At 44.7% G+C, this 19980-nt stretch carries 16 protein-coding genes; 5 read left to right on the forward strand and 11 right to left on the reverse strand.

The features are described from left to right. Positions 1-13 precede the first annotated feature (13 nt). The 3 genes from EXT48_RS02925 to argR all read right to left on the reverse strand — a co-directional run bounded on the left by EXT48_RS02925 (position 14) and on the right by argR (position 3756). The gene (locus EXT48_RS02925; protein WP_017216416.1) at positions 14-2191 is read right to left on the reverse strand and encodes an SPFH domain-containing protein; all 2178 of its coding nucleotides are present in this window, start codon (positions 2189-2191) and stop codon (positions 14-16) included. Positions 2192-2274: 83 nt separating this feature from the next. Further along, complete coding sequence (locus EXT48_RS02930) at positions 2275-2886, reverse strand: OB-fold-containig protein (protein WP_039493778.1); 612 nt, start codon at positions 2884-2886, stop codon at positions 2275-2277. A 402-nt stretch (positions 2887-3288) separates the two neighbouring features. Then, positions 3289-3756 (reverse strand): transcriptional regulator ArgR, encoded by a 468-nt coding sequence (gene argR / locus EXT48_RS02935; protein ID WP_010372285.1) that lies wholly within the window; start codon positions 3754-3756, stop codon positions 3289-3291. Positions 3757-3997: 241 nt separating this feature from the next. Between argR and mdh the strand changes: the two genes are divergently transcribed. Then, on the forward strand, positions 3998-4930 hold the full coding sequence (mdh, locus tag EXT48_RS02940) for a malate dehydrogenase (protein ID WP_010372282.1): 933 nt from the start codon (positions 3998-4000) through the stop codon (positions 4928-4930). Positions 4931-4993: 63 nt separating this feature from the next. On the opposite strand, the gene serA is transcribed toward mdh, so the two are convergent. The 5 genes from serA to EXT48_RS02965 form a co-directional block, all read right to left on the reverse strand. Further along, on the reverse strand, positions 4994-6223 hold the full coding sequence (gene serA, locus EXT48_RS02945) for a phosphoglycerate dehydrogenase (RefSeq protein ID WP_130163536.1): 1230 nt from the start codon (positions 6221-6223) through the stop codon (positions 4994-4996). Between the two features lie 11 nt (positions 6224-6234). Continuing rightward, positions 6235-6888, reverse strand: a complete 654-nt coding sequence (gene rpiA / locus EXT48_RS02950) for a ribose-5-phosphate isomerase RpiA (RefSeq protein ID WP_130163537.1) — start codon at positions 6886-6888, stop codon at positions 6235-6237. A 104-nt stretch (positions 6889-6992) separates the two neighbouring features. Continuing rightward, positions 6993-7622: a 5-formyltetrahydrofolate cyclo-ligase gene (locus tag EXT48_RS02955; protein WP_069023020.1), complete on the reverse strand. Its 630-nt coding sequence runs from the start codon at positions 7620-7622 to the stop codon at positions 6993-6995. After that, positions 7619-8152, reverse strand: coding sequence for a hypothetical protein (locus EXT48_RS02960; RefSeq protein ID WP_045987695.1), 534 nt, complete (start codon positions 8150-8152; stop codon positions 7619-7621). Before EXT48_RS02960 ends, EXT48_RS02955 begins: the two co-directional genes overlap by 4 nt. A gap of 139 nt (positions 8153-8291) precedes the next feature. Then, on the reverse strand, positions 8292-9803 hold the full coding sequence (locus tag EXT48_RS02965) for a S10 family peptidase (RefSeq protein ID WP_130163538.1): 1512 nt from the start codon (positions 9801-9803) through the stop codon (positions 8292-8294). A 276-nt stretch (positions 9804-10079) separates the two neighbouring features. Between EXT48_RS02965 and EXT48_RS02970 the strand changes: the two genes are divergently transcribed. The 4 genes from EXT48_RS02970 to mrcB all read left to right on the forward strand — a co-directional run bounded on the left by EXT48_RS02970 (position 10080) and on the right by mrcB (position 15563). Then, positions 10080-11309 carry a diguanylate cyclase gene (locus EXT48_RS02970; protein WP_010372263.1) on the forward strand — a complete coding sequence of 410 codons (1230 nt, stop codon included), beginning with the start codon at positions 10080-10082 and terminating at the stop codon, positions 11307-11309. Between the two features lie 189 nt (positions 11310-11498). Then, complete coding sequence (locus EXT48_RS02975; RefSeq protein ID WP_010372259.1) at positions 11499-11837, forward strand: P-II family nitrogen regulator; 339 nt, start codon at positions 11499-11501, stop codon at positions 11835-11837. A 13-nt stretch (positions 11838-11850) separates the two neighbouring features. Continuing rightward, positions 11851-13080 (forward strand): ammonium transporter, encoded by a 1230-nt coding sequence (locus EXT48_RS02980; protein WP_045987693.1) that lies wholly within the window; start codon positions 11851-11853, stop codon positions 13078-13080. Between the two features lie 161 nt (positions 13081-13241). Continuing rightward, entirely contained in the window at positions 13242-15563 is a 2322-nt protein-coding gene (gene mrcB / locus EXT48_RS02985; protein ID WP_045987692.1) for a penicillin-binding protein 1B, read from the forward strand. Between the two features lie 43 nt (positions 15564-15606). Here the strand turns inward: mrcB and EXT48_RS02990 are convergent, their stop codons facing one another. From EXT48_RS02990 to EXT48_RS03000, 3 genes are all read right to left on the reverse strand, one after another. Continuing rightward, complete coding sequence (locus tag EXT48_RS02990; RefSeq protein ID WP_130163539.1) at positions 15607-17448, reverse strand: methyl-accepting chemotaxis protein; 1842 nt, start codon at positions 17446-17448, stop codon at positions 15607-15609. A gap of 183 nt (positions 17449-17631) precedes the next feature. Then, positions 17632-18912 carry a glutamate-1-semialdehyde 2,1-aminomutase gene (hemL, locus tag EXT48_RS02995; protein WP_039493759.1) on the reverse strand — a complete coding sequence of 427 codons (1281 nt, stop codon included), beginning with the start codon at positions 18910-18912 and terminating at the stop codon, positions 17632-17634. Between the two features lie 12 nt (positions 18913-18924). Then, positions 18925-19941, reverse strand: coding sequence for an aspartate carbamoyltransferase (locus tag EXT48_RS03000; RefSeq protein ID WP_010372246.1), 1017 nt, complete (start codon positions 19939-19941; stop codon positions 18925-18927). Positions 19942-19980: the final 39 nt, after the last annotated feature.

A 19980-nucleotide genomic window follows, 5' to 3' on the forward strand; every position in this document is an offset into this window, starting at 1 on the left:
TCCTCAGGGTTAATTACTCTAGAGGTTCGCTTTGTTTACTGCCATTTAACGAGCCGCCAAGTAACTTGAGTAGCTGCTGTTTGTCCGCATCTGAGCTATTGCTTAGCTGTTGGAAGAACTTACTCATGTTGATGTTTTTTAGCGTTTCTGACGACGCATTAGCACCAGCCAACACCCCTTTTAGGTCGTCCATCAAATTACGTTCACCGTTTAGGTGATCTTTAAATACGGTTTGTACCGTCTTACTTTCGCCGACTAAGCCGTCAATTGACTTGCCCACTGTGATGGCATTCATAAACTGGTTAAAGAACTGGCCGTCGCCGCCCATAAAGTTGATATCAGCACCGCTCAGTGCTTTACCTAATACTTCAGCCTGACTCGCAGAAACCTGCTTGTTCGCCTCGATACTCGCAAGCGTCAGCTCTTTTTGTTGGTTTAACTGTAGCGTGAAGCCTTCGTATTCACGGGCGTCTTTATCCATCTTATTCAGTGCTTCTAGCTTCTCTGTAAGACCTTTGGCTTCTGCTGACATCTTACGTTCAAGGTTGATAGCTTCTGCTTCACCTTGTTTTTCAATTGCCTCAGCCATTGCTGATTGAACCTCAGCTTCTGCCAAACCAATTTCACGTTTGCCTTGCGCTTCGGCTTCACTTTGCTTCTTGGTTGCCTCTGCCATTGCTGCTTGTACTTCGGCTTCGGCGCGGCCAATATCACGTTTACCTTGTGCTTCGGCTTCTAGTTTTTGCTGTAGCACTTTAGCGTCTGTTTCGCCTTGTATCGCACTAGCAGCGGCTTTTGCCTTGATGATATCTGCTTCTGCAAGACCAGGTGCTGCCGCTTCAACTTGGGCAGCCTCGGCAAGAATTTTCTTCGACTCTGCGGTTTGGTTCGCAATACGTAGTTCTGCTGCGGCCATTTTTTCCATTTCACGGGCTTTAAATTCGGCAGCTTGCTCTTTAGCTTTAGCCGCTTCAATATCTTTAACCAACGCTTCTTCGGCCTCAGCTTGAGCAAGAATAATTTTTGCTTGTTTTTCACGCTCGGCTTCAGCAATACATTGCACGTCTTTGATGCGCTCTTGTTCCTCGGCAACGGTTTTCTCAACGGCAACCCGTTCGCGTTGGACATCGGCGATTTCTTTTTGCTCGACTTCCAGTGCTTTGGCTTTTTGGATACGTAAAATTTCGGTTTCGCGTTCGCGCTCAATAATTTCAATCTGGCGAGAACGCGTGACTTTTTCTTCTTCGATGCCGAGTAAGCGAAGGCGGTTTTGCTCTGCAACATCGATTTCACGCTGTTTATTGTGCTCTGCAATTGCGATCGCTTCGTCCGCTTTGAGGCGTGCTTCTTCGGCTTTTAAGCGCTCTTCATGCTTAACACGTTCAGCTTCTGCGGCTTCGCGGGCGCGCACCGACTCGATTTCACGGCGTTGTCTCGCGCTGGCATCTTCTCGTTGACGCTCGACTTCTGCGGCTTTTTCAAAGGCTGCTTGGTTTTGGTTGTCGATTTGCGCTTTTTCATCACATTTAAGCTGGTTAGTTTCCACGTTTTGGCGTGAGGTCTTTTCGGTAATACGGCGAATACCTTCAGCGTCAAGAATGTTATTTGGATCTAACTTGTCGATTGAAGTTTGTTCAAGATAGTCAATTGCCACATCTTCTAACGTATAGCCAGATAAATCTTGTCCAATCACTTCTTTAATAGAATCTCGGAACTCATTACGATGTGTAAATAGTTCCTCAAAATTCATGCGCTTACCAACGGTTTTCAAGGCTTCGGAGAATTTTGCCTCAAATAATGCTTGCAAGGTTTCTGGTGCCGATGCGCGGGCGCAGCCAACTTGTTTTGCAACGCGTAGGATGTCTTCTTTGTTTTCGTTTACGCGAATGTAAAAAGTGATGGCGATGTCAGCACGGATATTGTCTTTACAGATCAGGCCGCTATTTTCACGACGCTCCAATACCATGCGGTTAGTTGAAATATCCATGACTTCCATTTTATGGATCACAGGTAGCACAATGCCGCCCGTTGTCGTGACATCTGGCTCGTTTTTCATCTTGTTAATGATCAATGCCTGACCTTGTTCAACCTTGCGGTAGAACTTTCCAATCAGAAGTAGAATGGCAAAAATAATGACGATGGATATGCCCACGATTGCGAGCACCGGTCCGAGGTTGTTTAGAAATTCCATGTTTTTTCCTGCGTTGCGCTATGTTGTTTGAGTTGGTATTAGCTATGCCAACTCGTTCCTAAATTCCGTTATTTTTCGTACTATTACCAAGGTTTAGCCACAATCGTGTAGCTATGTGTAAGGGTGTCATGTTCGATAAGTAAAGCACTGTCTCCTAGTGTGAAAGTGTTATCTTCATCCGAGCGCACTTCGATAAGTTGCTCCGTTCCTTGAATAAATACTCTGGCTTGACCGAACGTGTTGCTAACCCTTGATGTTGCAATAACGCATTCGAGCCCAACCAGCGCTTGCTTAGAAGTGGTTTCTTGGCTTTCGAAAAAGCGTCGTAATGGCCTTACAATGACGGCTGTGAGTGGTAATGCTGCAATGAGGCTGGCAAGCATAAATACCGTGCCCATCAGGTAGTAAAAAATGCCATTGCCTAGTAGGTAAGCAAAAAACTGTTGCACATAAATACTGATAATCCAGCCCAGCGCGATGATTAAACTCAATGAAATACTCACAGGGACGCCGCCAAAAGCGACTTCCCAAAAAGAACCAGAGCTTGCGCCTTCGGCTTCAATATCAACATCGCCTTCTAAGATATCGATATCAGCAAAACCGAGTAAAGCAATTAACCAGAACAACAGCACTATCAGTAATAGTGTTGAAAAAATAACAGTGGGAAACGTAAATGCAGTATTTAAAAATTCCATTGCTGATCCTAGTTCCTTGTATTTCCTTTTAAGCGGTTAAGTCAGTGAATTGTCCACTCAGCGCCGCAAGGTGTCTTTGTGTTTATCAAGCGGTGAGTTCCGCATCATAGAATGTGAGATGATTGAGTGAAGCGAATAGCGTTCGTGTCCGGTAAGACGGAGACACTGTAGGAAACAAATCCGAGAAGCTAATCAATCAGCTTAAAAACCATCCATGCGTAGTGAGAAAACCTCACATGCGTTTCTAAAGTTGCCACAATTAGACATATTATGTCAAACGTTTTTTGCTGTAAAGATAAGCAATTTATTCTGTTTATCGTGATAGTGGGGAAGCGTGTTCGTAGAAGCTAGAGTATCAGAGTATGTGCTAACCTGTGAGTTAGCACCGATAAAAATAATAGACTAAACGTTATCGAACAGGGTTTTTACTTTATCTAAAGTAACGTCGATTTCAGATACTTTGGCAGGGGCAATAAAAATCGTGTCATCGCCAGCGATGGTACCTAATACGCCATCTGCGGTACCTAATGAGTCAAGTAGCCTCGCAATTAACTGTGCAGCACCGGGACTGGTTCGAATAATAATCATCATTTCGTTGTGCATAATATCAACGACTAACTGACGCAAAGGGCTTTTTGCTGTTGGCACGCTCATTTCAGCGGGTAAGCAGTAAACCATTTCTTGCTTGGCATTGCGGGTACGCACAGCACCAAACTTGCTCAGCATGCGCGACACTTTGCTCTGACTGACGTTGTCAAACCCTTGTTGTTTTAGAGCATCAACAATTTCACCTTGAGAGCCAAAGTTTTCTTCTTTTAAAATGGCTTTAAATGCTTTGATCAGTGCTTCTTGTTTTTCTTGCGGCTGCATAGTCTGTCTTCTTTTACGGCTAATCTTTAAATTCTACACAAAACCGCCGAGATTCCCAAATTTGCGCGATCAAAATGGCAGTCGTAAAGCATAAGTGTACAAAGTGTCGCGATCTTTACACTTTTATTTAAGACATTAGTCAAAAAATCTCGAAAATAACCGTGATTAATTTGTGTTTAACAGCGCTTTTCATTATCTTTACTGCACACTCAATTCCACCTTCAAATTATGGAGAATTCAAATGAAAGTTGCTGTATTAGGTGCCGCTGGCGGTATCGGTCAAGCTCTATCTTTATTGCTTAAAAATGGTCTTCCAGCTGGCTCTGAGTTAGCGCTTTATGACGTTGCACCTGTTGTACCTGGTGTTGCAGTTGACTTATCTCACATCCCAACTGCGGTAAAAGTAGCGGGTTATGGTAAAGACGACCTAGACCCAGCTCTTGCTGGTGCTGACGTAGTGCTTATCCCAGCTGGTATGCCTCGTAAGCCTGGTATGGACCGTGCTGACCTATTCAACGTTAACGCAGGTATCATCAAGACACTTGCTGAAGGTATCGTTAGAAGCTGCCCTAAAGCACTTGTTGGTATCATCACAAACCCAGTAAATGGCACGGTACCAATCGTTGCTGAAGTGTTCAAAAAAGCAGGTACTTATGATCCAGCTCGCGTATTCGGTGTAACAACGCTTGACGTTATCCGCGCTGAAACCTTCATCGCAGAGCTTAAAGGTCTAGACGTTGCTGAAGTTAAGATCCCAGTAATTGGTGGTCACTCAGGTACTACAATTCTACCTCTACTTTCTCAAGTTGAAGGTGTTGAGTTCACTGATGAAGAAGTTGCTGCACTAACGACTCGTATCCAAAACGCGGGTACTGAAGTGGTTGAAGCTAAAGCGGGTGGCGGTTCAGCTACACTTTCAATGGGTGCAGCAGCAGCACGTTTCTGCTTCTCGCTAGTGAAAGGTCTACAAGGTGAAGAAGTACTTGAGTACGCATACGTTGAAGGTAACACAGGCGATGCAACATTCTTTGCACAGCCAGTTATCCTTGGTAAAAACGGTGTAGAGAAGTTACTTCCTTACGGTGAGCTAAGCGCGTTTGAGCAAAAAGCAAAAGACGACATGCTAGCGACACTTGAAAAAGACATCAAAGAAGGTGTTGATTTCATGGCGTAAGCCAGATTGATACAAAAAAACCAGTCGCTTCACAGTGACTGGTTTTTTTATGTGTGATTATTCTTAGTGAAGAATACGTGCTCTAATAGTTCCTTCAACTGCACTTAACTCTTTCAACGCCACTTCAGAGTGGTCGCTATCGACGTCGATAACCACGTAACCAATAGATTCATCCGTTTGTAGGTATTGCGCCGCAATATTGATACCGTGCTGAGCGAACGCTTGGTTGATTTGCGTTAGTACGCCTGGGCGGTTTACGTGTACGTGTAATAAACGACTTCGGTTTGATAATTCAGGTAGAGAAACCTCAGGGAAGTTAACAGCCGTGACTGTTGAACCATTATCTGAATATTTCGCCAACTTACCCGCGACTTCCACACCGATATTTTCTTGTGCTTCTTGGGTAGAACCACCGACGTGTGGTGTTAGCAGCACATTGTCAAACTCGCGTAGTGGTGAGACGAATTCTTCATGATTAGATTTTGGCTCAACGGGGAATACATCAATAGCAGCGCCGGAAAGCTTCTTGGCCGCCAATGCTTCAGCTAAGGCGTCGATATCAACAACCGTTCCACGTGATGCGTTAATTAGGATTGCGCCTTGCTTCATCACTTCAATTTCAGCCATGCCGATAAGGTTTTTGGTCTGTGATGTCTCCGGTACATGCAAACTGACCACGTCCGCTCTTTGTAACAATTGCGTAAGCGTGTGTAACTGCGTTGCGTTGCCGAGCGTGAGCTTATCTTCGATGTCATAAAACTCGACGTTCATCCCGATATTCTCAGCCATAATGCCAAGCTGGGTGCCAATGTGACCATAACCAATAATACCTAGCGTTTTACCACGAGCTTCGTATGAACCGTCGGCAGATTTATCCCACTCACCGCGATGCGCCTTTGCGTTGCGCTCAGGAACACGGCGCAGTAACAAGAGAATTTCACCCAGTACAAGTTCAGCCACAGAGCGAGTGTTAGAAAATGGCGCGTTGAATACGGCGATACCACGTTTTTTAGCGGCATCCAAATCCACTTGGTTGGTGCCGATGCAGAAACAGCCAACAGCGACCAGCTTTTCAGCTTGGTCTAATACTGCTTCCGTAAGGTGGGTACGCGAGCGGATCCCGACAAAGTGAGCGTCTTTGATCCGCTCGATCAGCTCAGGCTCCGGTAAGGATGTTTTAACGTAGTCTATGTTGCTATAACCGTTGCGCTTTAGCGTCTCAACGGCGCTTTGATGCACGCCTTCTAACAACAAAATTCGAATTTTATCCTTTGATAACGAAACCTTGCTCATCTGTAATCTCACTAGTTGATTTTAGGCCCTTCTGGAGTGCCTGTTATTACAACGTCAGCGCCACGCATGGCAAATAAGCCATTAGTCACGACGCCAACAATCTGGTTAATTTTTTCTTCAAGCGCTTTTGCTGCGCTAATTTCTAGGCCATGCACATCAAGAATGACATTGCCGTTATCAGTGATAACGCCTTGGCGGTAAACTGGATCGCCACCTAATTTTAGTAACTCTCTTGCCACGTAACTACGCGCCATTGGGATCACTTCAACTGGTAGTGGAAATGCGCCTAGCGTCTCAACATGCTTTGTATTATCAACGATACAAACAAATTTCTTGGCAACGGCTGCAACGATTTTCTCGCGCGTCAGTGCTGCGCCACCGCCTTTTATCATTTCGTTGGTGCTGTTGATTTCATCTGCGCCATCAACATATACCGCAAGCTCTGACACATCGTTTAACTCGAAAACTTCAATACCAAGTGCTTTTAGCTTCTCTGTTGAAGCTTCAGAGCTTGATACTGCCCCTTTGATTTGATCCTTGATACTGCCAAGCGCATCAATAAAGTGGTTTACCGTCGAGCCTGTGCCAACCCCAACAATGGTGTTTTCTTCTACATAGTTCAAAGCTGCCCATGCTGCGGCTTTTTTCATTTCATCTTGAGTCATAACGCTACACTTAGTTGTCATTGAAGTTGTATGGAGTATAACTCAATCAAAGTGTCAGCGTCATGGTCAAAAGCGCCTCAAAATGCGCTTAACTGTTTGCCTGCTCAATTATTTTTTGGCCAAGTGTATAGTTGGGTTGGAGTGAGGATAGTTGGGAGCGGTACATCCCAAGCTGCTGTTGGTAAGCTTGGAACTTGCTGGCAATCATGAGCAAGGCCAACAAGTGCTGGTTTAGCTCGCTGCTCAGCGTAGTGTAACGCTAATGTTCTATCGTAGTACCCACCGCCCATACCGAGGCGATTACCTTGCTCATCAAAAGCAACCAGAGGCATCAACAGTAAATCCAATGATGCAAGCGGTGCCACAGCTGAACAATCTAACTTAGGTTCCAAGATAGCATAGCGATTTGCCTTCATGGGTGAGTTTTTTTCATACTTCTGGAAGAGTAAATTTGCAGGATTGAAGGGGTGGATTACGGGTAAGAAAACCTGGTGTTTTTTGTCCCAAAGCGATTGAATTAAAAGGGATGTATCTAGTTCGCCATCGTTTTGAATATAGACCCCTACATTGGCATTTTCTGGGAGGTTTATTTGTTGAAAAAAATTAATATTGAGATGCGCCGCAGCTGTTTTCTGTTGCTCTGCTGATAGCGAGTTTCTTGCATTTCTAATCGTTTTTCTCAAATTAGCACGAGTAACTTGAGATTTATTTATGTTGTTATTAGTTTTATTCATTCTAACGCGAGCCACTCAGGGAAAAACAAACTTACACCAAGCAGAATAAATAAAATAATTAATACAGCGAGCAGATAATATAGCCAAGTCTTAGATTTAGCCGGAGGGCTAGGCTCAAAGTCCAGTTCATCAAATAGCTCCTTCGTCTCCCATTCTTCGTCTGTTGTATCTTCTATTTTAGTATGGGGAGTTGGTGCTACGCGTTGCTCGAGCTCCTCTAATCGCTCTTCGATGCGTATTAGACTGCTTGTGATGTAATCCAGCGCTTCAAATACGCGCTCTTGATCTGCGTTGGTAGGGGTCGCGGCTGTTTGGCTTTGCAGCTTGGCATTGATCCCCGCGCTTGCAAGTAATTTTACCTGTTTTAGCGCTTTGGCTTTATCTGCAGGAGCAAACAAGTTTTTGCCAGCGTAAAATTGCTGGATCTTTGAAGGTGAGGTTTTCAACCTGTCTGCCATTGCGATAGCGGCGCTTTGTTGATCCTTACCGTCGGCCATGCCAACGAAGACGACTTTAAACTGCTCGTTCATGGTGCGTGCCTAAGTTGTAGAGAGATAGTATTGAGTATATCTAGATTATAGGTAACTGTAGAAGGATAAAAGGAAATTTTTACAATCTGGTGAGCATTAAGATAAGTGACCGCTTGCGCGGCCACAATGGGTCGGAAATTTAGTAAAGTGCTGACTGATCCGCTTTGGGGGTTGTTTTTAAGATAAATTCGCGGAGATCTTCGTTCGACTTTTGTAAATCTTCATGACGCAGGTACATCATGTGTCCGGAGCGGTAACCTTTAAAGCTTAAGCGATCACGCATTTTTCCGCTCGGATCGAGTTGCCACATATTGTACTTGGCATCAAAGTAATTCGTTGCGCCATCGTAATAGCCAGATTGGATCATCACGTTTAGGTAAGGGTTTTGTGCCATTGCTAATCGTAATTGCTCACCGACATTATTATCGCTGTTATCCCAAGGGTAAACTGAACCAAACATATTATATTTTACATCGGTTTTATAGTTGAGCTCCGTTGCGAAGTAATGATTAATCGCTGGCGTAAATGAGTGCAACCAAGAGGTCAGCTCAGGCCAATAATCAGGGCGAGAACCTGCGTCTCTTTTATCAATACCAAGATAGCGTGAGTCCAACCGACCAAGCGTATAGCCACGCTCACGCAATAGCTCTTTCCAAAATGCCGCAGTAGGAATATCTAGGTTGTTTTGAGCTACAAAGCGCTCGCTTAAGCCACTATATTTAGCAACGGCCTGTGTCACACTTTGCTTTTCTTGGACACTGATAAATGCGCCTTTGGCGAGTGCGGGAAGATACTGATCAACCGTATATTGTTCAACCTCTGCAAGTACTTCGAGTAAATCTTTATTTTGCAATTCAGAAGACAACGCTTTGTGGTACCAAGCGGCGGCAGCGTAATACGGTAAACGGTTTGCCACTTCAACCGGACCTTCTCGTTTAATGCCGATTTCCGTAGGAGATACCAACACCACGCCATTGAGGTAAAGCCACTGGTTGTTTTGCATCGCGTGCGCAAGACCTGACACTCGAGTCGTGCCGTAGCTCTCACCAATCAGGTACTTAGGGGAAAGCATACGCTCATTGCGATGAATAAATGTATTGAGCCATTCGGCTAAGTACTTCACGTCCGCGTTGACGCCAAAAAACATCTTTGTTTGTTCGGCTTTACTAGGATATTTACCTTCAGCATTTTTGAGTACGCGAGAATAACCTGTGTTGACTGGGTTTACATAAACAATATCGGCAACATCTAGCACTGAATATGGGTTATCTTTCAAGCCGTAAGGTTGCAGTGGATATCCTTCGTCATCAATTTTTAATACTCTTGGGCCAGTATAGGCAATGTGCATCCACACGGAAGCAGAGCCCGGACCACCGTTAAATGAAATCAACAGCGGACGTTTGCTCATATCTTTGATTTTTGTGCGCTTGTAGTAGGTGTAATGCAACGTTGCAACTGCGTCGCCGTTTTCATTCCACACCGGCTGTGTGCCTGTTGTCGCGGTGTAGTTAATACGTTCACCTTTTATTTCGGCTCTATGCTCAGTTGTTATTTTATGATCTATCTCAATTGCGCGGTTGTGCTCTTCAGCTATGCTTGGCGCTGAGAGTAGGGCACAACTCACGAGCAATAGTGGTAGTAGTTTTTTCATTGCTTCCTCGGTATTGCAGTCGGTATGTCTGCATTAAAGAAGTATTTCATCTGAAATTCAAAGCCATTGAGACAAACTCAACAAAAAAAACGGCAGGTTTGAAAAATAGGCTGTTGTAACCTCGTTTATCGAAAAGTAACGAATTTGAGCCGATTTGGTTTTTTTTAGTGCAAGATTCGCGTATATTTAGTACTTTATTATGTAGTAATAAAGTATTTAGCCCCGTTAAATTCTTGTTTCACTGCGCTTCTCGTTGTACTTAAGAGATCTCAATCCATGCAAAGAATTTTAATTGTTGAAGACAGTAAAGTCGTACAACAGGTATTGCGACACCTTGCTGCTCAGCATCTAGATGTCGAAATCGATTTTGCTTGGTCCCTCAAGGAAAGTAAGGACTTCTTAGCACAGCACCAATATACATTGGCGCTGGTAGATTTAACGCTGCCCGATGCGATGGACGCAGAGGTCGTGCAGCTTACGCTCAGCCACAAAATTCCCACTGTGGTGCTGACCTCAAAAATAGATGAATATAGCCGCCAGCAAATGCTTGAAATGGGCGTGGTGGATTATGTGATTAAAGACAACCGTGATTCATACCTATACGCGGTCAAGTTAGCATCTAGACTGTTGAGAAACCAAGGTTGCAAGGCGCTGATCGCCGATGATTCTGTGATCAGTCGAGCGGTAATGAAGCAAATGCTTGAAAAGCAATTATTTACAGTGCTTGAGGCGCAAGATGGCGAACAGGCATTGGAGATGTTGCTATCTGACCATGAAATTAAACTGCTGCTGACAGACTTTGCGATGCCGACGATGGATGGCTTTGAGTTGGTGAAATCCGTTCGTAATAGTCGCGGACGAGATGAGTTGGCGATTATTGGTCTGTCTGGCGCTGGAAGTCATGGTTTGTCAGCAAAGTTTATCAAATACGGCGCCAATGACTTTTTGGCAAAACCTTTTATGAGTGAAGAGTTTCATTGCCGCATCATGCAGACGATGGAGCAGCTCAATTTGATTGCAGAAATCAAAGAATATGCGCATCGTGACTATTTAACAGGACTTTATAATCGCCGTTATTTCTGTCAGCAAGCAGAGCGTTTAATCAAGAACAAACCGAGTCAGCATATATTGGCATTGTTAGACCTCGATCATTTTAAATCTATTAATGATCAATATGGTCATGAAAGCGGTGATGATGTACTTAAACAAGTTGCTGATTTACTGCGTAGTGCATTTGGTCACTACATTGTCGCACGTATTGGTGGGGAAGAGTTTGCTTTGCTTATTCCAAGCTCAGATATGAAGATGGCAAAGCACATGCTAGAAGACTTTAGAGAACGCCTTGCGCAGCAAGCATTCAAAATTCCTGAGGGTAAGCATTATTGCACCATCAGTATTGGCCTCGCGGCTTGCCAATCAAAGAGTCTAAGCGAAGTAATGCGCAAAGCTGATAAAGCGCTCTATAAAGCGAAGGACAAACAACGAAATTGCGTTATCGCGCATTAGCTTTTCGTTATTTGGGTGTTTATGCACCAACTCAGTTCAGTCTTTATATCAATGCACCTAGATGGTGCATTTTTTATGCGTGAAATTCTATCTCCTACTTTAATTCATTGTTAATTAAGGAATAAAAAATTTGGCACAAAGGTTGGATTACTGCATACAACAGGATCAACTGTCCTAAGGGGACTCAGCATGAAAATGATAAGTGCAATAATAAAACCATTTAAGCTTGATGAGGTACGTGAAGCGTTAGCCGATCTGGGGATTGAAGGTATGACGGTTGTTGACGTTAAAGGGTTTGGACGTCAGCGCGGTCATACCGAACTGTATCGCGGTGCAGAATATCAAGTCGATTTCATTCCAAAAATAAAAATAGAAATTGCGACGTTAAGCGAAAACGCCGAGCGTGTTGTGGAAACGGTTACAAAAGCTGCGTTCACTGGAAAAATTGGTGATGGAAAAATCTTTGTTTACGACTTAGACCAAGTTGTTCGGATCCGTACCGGCGAACTTGATGAAGAAGCCATTTAAGGGGAGCCAGGCAATGGAAAATACAATAATAGAACTAAAATTTTCATTAAATACCTTTTACTTTTTGATCTCTGGCGTCTTAGTTATGTGGATGGCAGCCGGATTCGCTATGCTTGAAGCGGGATTAGTACGCTCAAAAAATACCACTGAAATCCTTACCAAGAACGTCGCACTGTACGCTATTGCTTGTACTATGTATTTGCTTATTGGTTACAACATCATGTATGTCGATAATGCCGAAGGTGGGGTTTTACCAAGTCTTGGTGCGCTCATTGGCAGTGCTGCTAAGGATGCCGACCATGCACTGCAATCCGACTTTTTCTTCCAAGTAGTATTTGTTGCAACGGCCATGTCAATTGTCTCGGGCGCTGTTGCTGAGCGTATGAAGTTGTGGGCGTTTTTAGCATTTTGTGTGGTGTTAACTGGTTTTATCTACCCATTAGAAGGCTATTGGACGTGGGGCGGTGGTTTCTTATCTGAGCTTGGCTTTGTTGACTTTGCCGGCTCTGCCATTGTGCATGGTGCCGGTGCTGCTGCGGCACTAGCGGGTGTTTTGTTACTTGGTGCGCGCAAAGGAAAATATGGCAAAAATGGTGAGATTTACCCAATTCCAGGCTCCAACATGCCACTGGCTACACTAGGCACCTTTATTTTGTGGATGGGGTGGTTTGGCTTTAACGGCGGATCTCAACTGTTCCTTGCCGACAAAGAAAATGCCATCGCGGTCAGCCAAATCATGCTAAATACCAACGCGGCGGCGGCTGCAGGTGCGGTGGCTGCACTGTTGGTGTGTAAATTAATGTGGGGCAAGGCGGATTTAACTATGGTGCTTAATGGTGCACTAGCAGGTCTGGTGACCATTACCGCAGAGCCTGCCTCTCCAACACCTGTATTAGCGCTTATCCTCGGTGCCATAGGTGGTGCATTGGTGGTGTTTAGTATCGTTGCGTTAGATAAGGCAAAAATTGATGACCCTGTCGGTGCTATCTCTGTTCACGGTATATGCGGTGCGCTGGGTGTGATGATGGTGCCATTTTCAAACTCAGACGCTACTTTCCAAGGTCAGGCTGTGGGACTTATCACTATTTTAGGTTTTGTTTTCATTGCTTCTTATATTGTCTGGAGTGTATTGAAAGCGAGCATGGGGATCCGCGTTGGCGAAGAAGAAGAGCTAAGCGGTATGGATCAACATGATTGTGGCGTAGATGCCTATCCCGAGTTCGTGACAGTTCGCGGACAGTAATACCAATTTGGCTCTCGGTCAATATTGTAAAGTTCTCGTTGTCTAAACAAAGTGGGTCCAGTAGGGCTCACTTTTCTTTATAAATATTATTCTACTTTCAGCAGTTGTTAATTTAGGTTACCCTACCATCTTGCGATTCATTTTTTAGTTTTACTTGGGTCATGACGGATAAAAAGAAAAGAACACCTGCCAACAAATCAAACGTCAAAGCGAACACTTCGCGTAAAAACAATACCCAGCAAAACGGTTCTAAGATGCAAAGAATTAAAAGCCGTGTACTGAGCACGTTGTGGTCTTTCTTTTGGAAGGGGACTATTGCAGCGATATTCCTTGTTGCAATCTATATCATCTACTTAGACGCGAAAATAAGCCGGCAGTTTGAGGGTAATAAGTGGGAACTTCCCGTTCAAGTTTATGCCAGATCGATGCAGTTTTTTCCTGATCAGTTCCTTAATGAGGATGAAGTGCTGTGGGAGCTGAAGCGGCTTAACTATTCTCGTGTAAATCGTATTAGCCGTACCGGTCAGTATACCGTTCAAGGTCGTACAATCACCATTCATCGTCGCGCGTTCGAATTCTACGATGGCCCAGAAACAGCGCGTATTTTTACGCTTAATTTTGCTGGTAAAAAGCTTGCCAATATTGTCGATAATCAAGGTCGGCGCTTAGCTGGCGCTCGCTTAGAACCGGTGCAAATTGCTCGGATCGGCAATGAATCGCGTCAAGACAGAGAGTTTGTTCCGTTCGATAAATTCCCTAATATTTTAAAAGAAACACTGCTGGTGGTAGAGGATAGAGACTTTTACCAACATCATGGTGTTTCTGCGCTGTCTATTTTACGTGCGCTGTATGCCAACATCAAAGCTGGGCGAACTGTGCAAGGTGGCAGTACGCTTACACAACAGCTCGCAAAGAACTTTTATCTCACCAGAGATCGCACCTTAATCCGCAAGGTGAATGAAGCGTTCATCGCATTGATTTTAGATTTCCGTTACAGCAAAGATGAAATCCTCGAAGCCTATTTAAACGAAGTGTTTTTGGGACAAGCCTATAATCAAGGCGTTCATGGTATGGGGCTTGCGGCCGATTTTTATTTTGGTAAGCCAGTGGACGAGCTTGAGTTTGACCAAGTCGCTATGTTAGTTGCGATGGTTAAAGGGCCATCTTTTTATAACCCAAGACGCTATCCTGAGCGGGTAATGGAAAGGCGTGATTTAGTCTTGAGGCTAATGGTAGAAAATGGCCTTATCACAACGCCCGAATATCGCGCAGCGCTGGCAAGGCCGATTGATGTACAGCCTTTAAAAGCGAGCCGTATGCAGTCTTATCCTGGATATTTGGAGCTGGTGAATCGCGAGTTAAAGAAACTGGTGCCTGATGATGACATTGTCGACTCTGGAATTCGGATTTTTACCTATCTCGATTTACAAAAGCAAACGGCGATGGAAGATGCCGTTAAAAAGGGCTTACCTTACTTAGAGCGTCGCTTTAAAACGGAAGATTTAGAAACTGCCATGCTGTCAGTTAATGTTGAAAAAGCGGGTGTATCGGCGTTAGTTGCTGGTCGTCAGTTGAAGTTTTCAGGTTTTAATCGGGTATTAGACACCGAGCGTAATATAGGTTCACTGGTCAAGCCCGCTATTTATTTGAGTGCTTTGTCGAATCCAAACTACCATTTGGGCATGCTGCTTGATGACAGCCCCCTTGAAGTGACAGACGGTTCAGGTAAGGTCTGGTCTCCAGAGAACTTTGATCATAAATTCAGAGGCCAAGTGCCAATGTTTGAAGCGTTCAGCAATAGCATCAATATTCCGGCAGTAAACCTTGGTTTGGATGTGGGGGTTAATCGAGTCGCACAAACTTTGAATGACCTTGGTGTCTCTAAGTCGATTCCACTTTATCCTTCTTTATTATTGGGCGCGTTAGAGCTATCTAGTTTTGATATTGCAGAGGCGTACACCACGCTTGCTGCAGATGGTAAGCAGAGCGAGTTGACCAGCGTCATGGCTATCACCGATTCACTGGGTAAGCTGGTATACGAACATCCGGTACAAAAAAGCCAAACGCTAGACAGCGACGCGGTATACATGACGAAATACGGTATGAAACGCGTAACCAAAAAAGGCACTGCAAAACGCCTCAATCTTCACTTCCCCTCAATTCAACTTGCAGGGAAAACGGGGACGAGTAATGATTTAAGAGACAGCTGGTTTGCCGGTTTTGACCAAAATACGGTCACCGTTGCTTGGATTGGTCGTGATGATAACAAGCCAACGGGATTAACGGGCAGCCAAGGGGCGCTTGAGCTCTATATTCGTTACCTAAAACCACTAAACCCACAAGCGATTGTTGATGAGCGTCCAAAATCCATTCGCTGGGCGTTTATCAATCCGAAAACGGGTAAGCAGTCGCCTCCGAGTTGTGGTCCTGTATTGCAGCTACCTATTAGAGAGAGCATGTTCGAACCAAGACCTGGATGTTGAACCAAGTCTTGGCTACTAGGGTTTGTTGACGCTAGCACAGTCTCTAAGCTTTAAATTTATCGATTTCTTTATTTAAAGTTTGTGAGAGCTTGCCAAGCTTTTGTGCATCGCTTTGGGTCGCTCTTGCGGAACCCAGAGTATGCTGTGCTAAGTTACTGATCTCAGATGATTCATTCAATGCGTGTTCGGTCGCTTGGGTTTGTTGCTGTACCAGCTGACTGATCAGTTTCCCTTGCTCGTCTATGTCTCGCATGCTTTGCTCTGCGTGCTGTAGGACTTCATTAGTATCATTTGCGGCGATAACACTTTGCGCCATATTGTCTTCACTGCTGCGCATTTTGTCTTGCGTGTCTCTGGATGCAGCTTGTAAAGATTGAATAATATTGTGTATTTCTTCCGTTTGTTGCTGCGTTCTTTGCGCAAGCGTTCTAACCTCATCCGCTACCACCGCAAATCCTCGGCCTTGTTCACCTGCACGAGCAGCCTCAATTGCGGCATTGAGCGCGAGTAAATTGGTTTGCTCGGCAATCTCTCTAATCGCGGAGCTCACCTGACTAATGTTTTGCGTGTCTTCCGCGAGCTTATCTAAGGCTGCACGACTTTGTTGAAACTCAGCTTGTAGTTCGGTCATTTGCTCTGCAAGGGCTGTGGTATTGACGCTACTTTGCTTTACTTGTTTGGCTGCTACGGAGGCCAGCTCTGTTGCGCTAAATGCGGCATCCTCAACCGAGCGAGCGGACTGTGCCATATTCTCGAGAGAATGGTGGATAGACTGGATTTTATTCTCCTGCTGGGCAACGTCCTTCTCAGTATCTTGGCTTATTTTATTGAGTGTTCTTGTTGCATGCTGTAGCTCGTCACTACTTAATCGAACGTTACCAAGCAAAGAGATAAAGGCATGTAGTACCGCATTAAATTGTTCAATAATTTGGCTAAGCTCGTCGGAACCAGTTGTCTGCGCTTTGATGCTTAAATCCCCTCGGGAAGCGCTCTGCGCTGCATGTGAGAAAGTCGTGATGGTGCCCATGACCGAGGAGTAAAAGCCAACCATAAGATAAATAGCGATGATCAGTGCGAGTAGTGAAGCCAAGGCAACGGTGTTTCTGATCCACCGTTGCTGGTTTTGTTTTTCAGCGACAAGCGCGGCAAGCGTGGGTGTTGCAACATTAACAAACTGCTTGATAGCATCACTTGCACTTTGGTAGTAACGGTTAAATTGCGCTTGTGACAGTGCTAGTTCATCAGGGTCTAACAAGCCTGTTTTCACCGCTTGCTGGTAATCAGAGAGACTAGACTCAAGCTCAGCTAAGGGCTGACTGAGCTGCTTTTTGAGTTGCTGGTTATCATTGATAGCAATGTTAAGTTTGCCTGAAAATTGTGTCGTGACGACAGGTAATCCTTTGTTTAAATTGGATAGTGCAATAAAACTATCTGGAGTAAAACTGCCTCTACTGATGATATCGCGTGCCTGCGCCTCAATTTGATTGATTTGCGATATGAGTCTTGGCGCAGATTCAACAAGCGTGCGATTCAGGTAACTGCGTCCAAGATCATCATCGACGGCAAGTTGAGAGGCAATAGAGAGCTGTTCAAGGGCGCTTGCGCCTGCGGCGCTCACTTTAGGTAGTTTAGCGCGTTGCAATAAAATTGAATTATCGGAAGCTTTACCCGCTAAAATGTTTTCCAACATACTAGGGTAAAGCGTGAGCCCTTGCCTCTGCATCTCACTGACAGAAATAGAATGGTTAAGTACACTGTTTAGAAAAAACAAGCTGAGGCTTAGCGGTAGTAATAAAATACCAAATACAACGGCCATTTTGGTTTTGTATCGCAACCGCGCCATCAAACGGGTTGCAGGATTAATGAGTGTATTAAATCCAGCCATCACTTCCTCTGTATGATAGTTTTAACTTAGCACAGCGTTATTACCTAAGTGCGCCTAAATAACTTGAGTCTAGGTTAAATAGACCGAAGCTTTTGAAAAGCTTATTCAAAGCGTAGCTGAAAAAACAAAAAAAGCCCTGAGCGGGCTTTTTAAATACAAACTAATATGGGTTGTAATCTGTGATTACAACTTGGCAAATGCACGCTTTGCAGCATTGATAGTGTTAGCGATTTCTTCGTCAGAATGCATTGTGCTCACGAAACCCGCTTCGAATGCAGATGGGGCTAAATAAACGCCTTCATCTAGCATCAGATGGAAGAACTTTTTGAAGCGCTCTAGATCGCATTCAGTTGCTTGCTGATAGCTGGTTACTTTTTTAGCGTCAGTAAAGAAGAAGCCAAACATACCACCTGCGTAGTTAGTCGTAAGCGCGATACCTGTTTCATCAGCAGCCGCTTGGAAGCCTTCACACAGGGCTTTACTCTTAGCTTCAAGCTCTGCGTGCAGCCCTTCTTTTGAAAGTAGCTCTAGCGCTTTTAAACCGGCGGCCATGGCAATTGGGTTACCAGATAGCGTGCCCGCTTGATAAACAGGACCAACTGGGGCGATGTAATCCATGATTTCTTTTTTACCGCCAAACGCACCCACTGGCATACCGCCACCAATCACTTTACCTAAACAGGTTAAGTCTGGGGTGATGTTGTAGTACTGTTGAGCACCACCAAGTGCAACACGGAAACCCGTCATGACTTCATCAAAGATAAGCACACTTTGATTGTCAGTACATACTTCGCGCAGGCCTTCTAAAAAGCCTTCTACCGGTGGAATACAGTTCATGTTTCCAGCAACAGGTTCGATGATCACACAGGCGATTTGATCTTTGTACTGCTCAAAAATCGCTTTTACTTCATCAAGGTTATTAAATGAAACCGTTAACGTATGCTTAGCAAAATCGGCAGGAATACCAGGGGAGTTAGGCACGCCCATGGTAAGTGCACCAGAACCTGCTTTAACAAGCAAAGAGTCAGCGTGACCGTGGTAACAGCCTTCAAACTTTAAGATCTTATCGCGGCCGGTGTAACCACGAGCAAGGCGAATAGCGCTCATGGTCGCTTCTGTACCAGAGCTTACCATGCGTACTTTTTCAATAGATGGTACTAGCGCTTTTACTTTTTCCGCCATTAGGATTTCAGTTTCCGTCGGCGCGCCGTACGATAGGCCATTTTCAACCGCTTCAAGCACTGCTTGTTTAATCTCAGGATGGTTATGACCTAAGATCATCGGGCCCCAAGAACCCACATAATCAATGTACTGTTTACCGTCGGCATCAAAGGTGTGAACGCCTTCGGCTTTGGTGATAAATAGTGGCGTACCACCTACACCATTAAAAGCGCGAACAGGAGAGTTAACGCCTCCAGGGATTGAGTCTTGGGCGCGTTTAAATAAGTCTTGACTGATTGTCATTGTCGATCCTTTTTAGCTTTCACGTTTGCGGCTAAACCAAGGTACTTCTACCTCGTGTTTTTCCACTTGGTTTTCAACACCTAGCGTTAGGGCAAAAAGTGCCATACGGATCAATACACCATTTTGAACTTGGCGGAAGATAGCTAGGTTGTCGTTGTTATTTAGGTCGTTGTCTAGCTCGTTTGCATCACTACGGCTGTCGCGAGGTAACGGGTGCATTAATACTGAGCTAGGCTTACAGTGAGCGTCATAAATCGCTTGGCTGATCCTAAAACCACCACGGTATTTGTTTGCTTCTTCTTGAGAAGGGAAACGCTCTTCTTGAATACGAGTCTGGTAAACGATATCGGCAGCTAAATTGCCTTCCATCTTAGACACGACTTCAATACGATGACCGGCATTGTCTACGACATCTAAAATAGACTGAGGCATTTGTAAGCCATCCGGTGCAACCATTGTAAAGCGGATATCTTTGTAGTGGCTAAGTAACTTTGATAAAGAATGCACGGTGCGGCCGTATTTTAAATCACCGACTAGGGCGATGTGCATGCCGTCAATTCCAGTGCCAAAGCGGCTAAGCTCTCGGTCAATCGTCAGTAAGTCCAACAGTGCTTGAGTTGGGTGTTCATTAGGACCATCGCCACCGTTGATGACAGGAACATCGGAACCGGTTGCAAACTCGGCTACTGAGCCTGCGTCTGGGTGGCGCATTGCCACGGCGTCAGCATAAGCTGAAATCACACGGGCGGTATCGTACAAAGATTCGCCTTTTGCCAGTGCTGAGCTTTGCATACCTGTGGTTTCACGGACTAGGCCTCCCAGCAGGTTAAATGCGGTGCCGAAACTTACGCGTGTTCTCGTGCTTGGTTCAAAAAATAGATTTGCCAAAATCGCCCCATTAAGTACTTGGGTACGTTTTTGCTTTTTAGCATAGGGTTCCATTTTTTTGGCAATGGAGAAGATGTGTTCAATTGAATCTCTGTCTAATTGATTGACAGAAAGAATGTTTTCACCTTGGAAACTGAACATTTGGCGATTCCTAAAGACAAATTGACTACCGGGTTGCAA

It is taken from the genome of Pseudoalteromonas sp. CO348 (assembly GCF_004208845.1).
In the GTDB taxonomy this organism is placed as follows: domain Bacteria; phylum Pseudomonadota; class Gammaproteobacteria; order Enterobacterales; family Alteromonadaceae; genus Pseudoalteromonas; species Pseudoalteromonas maricaloris.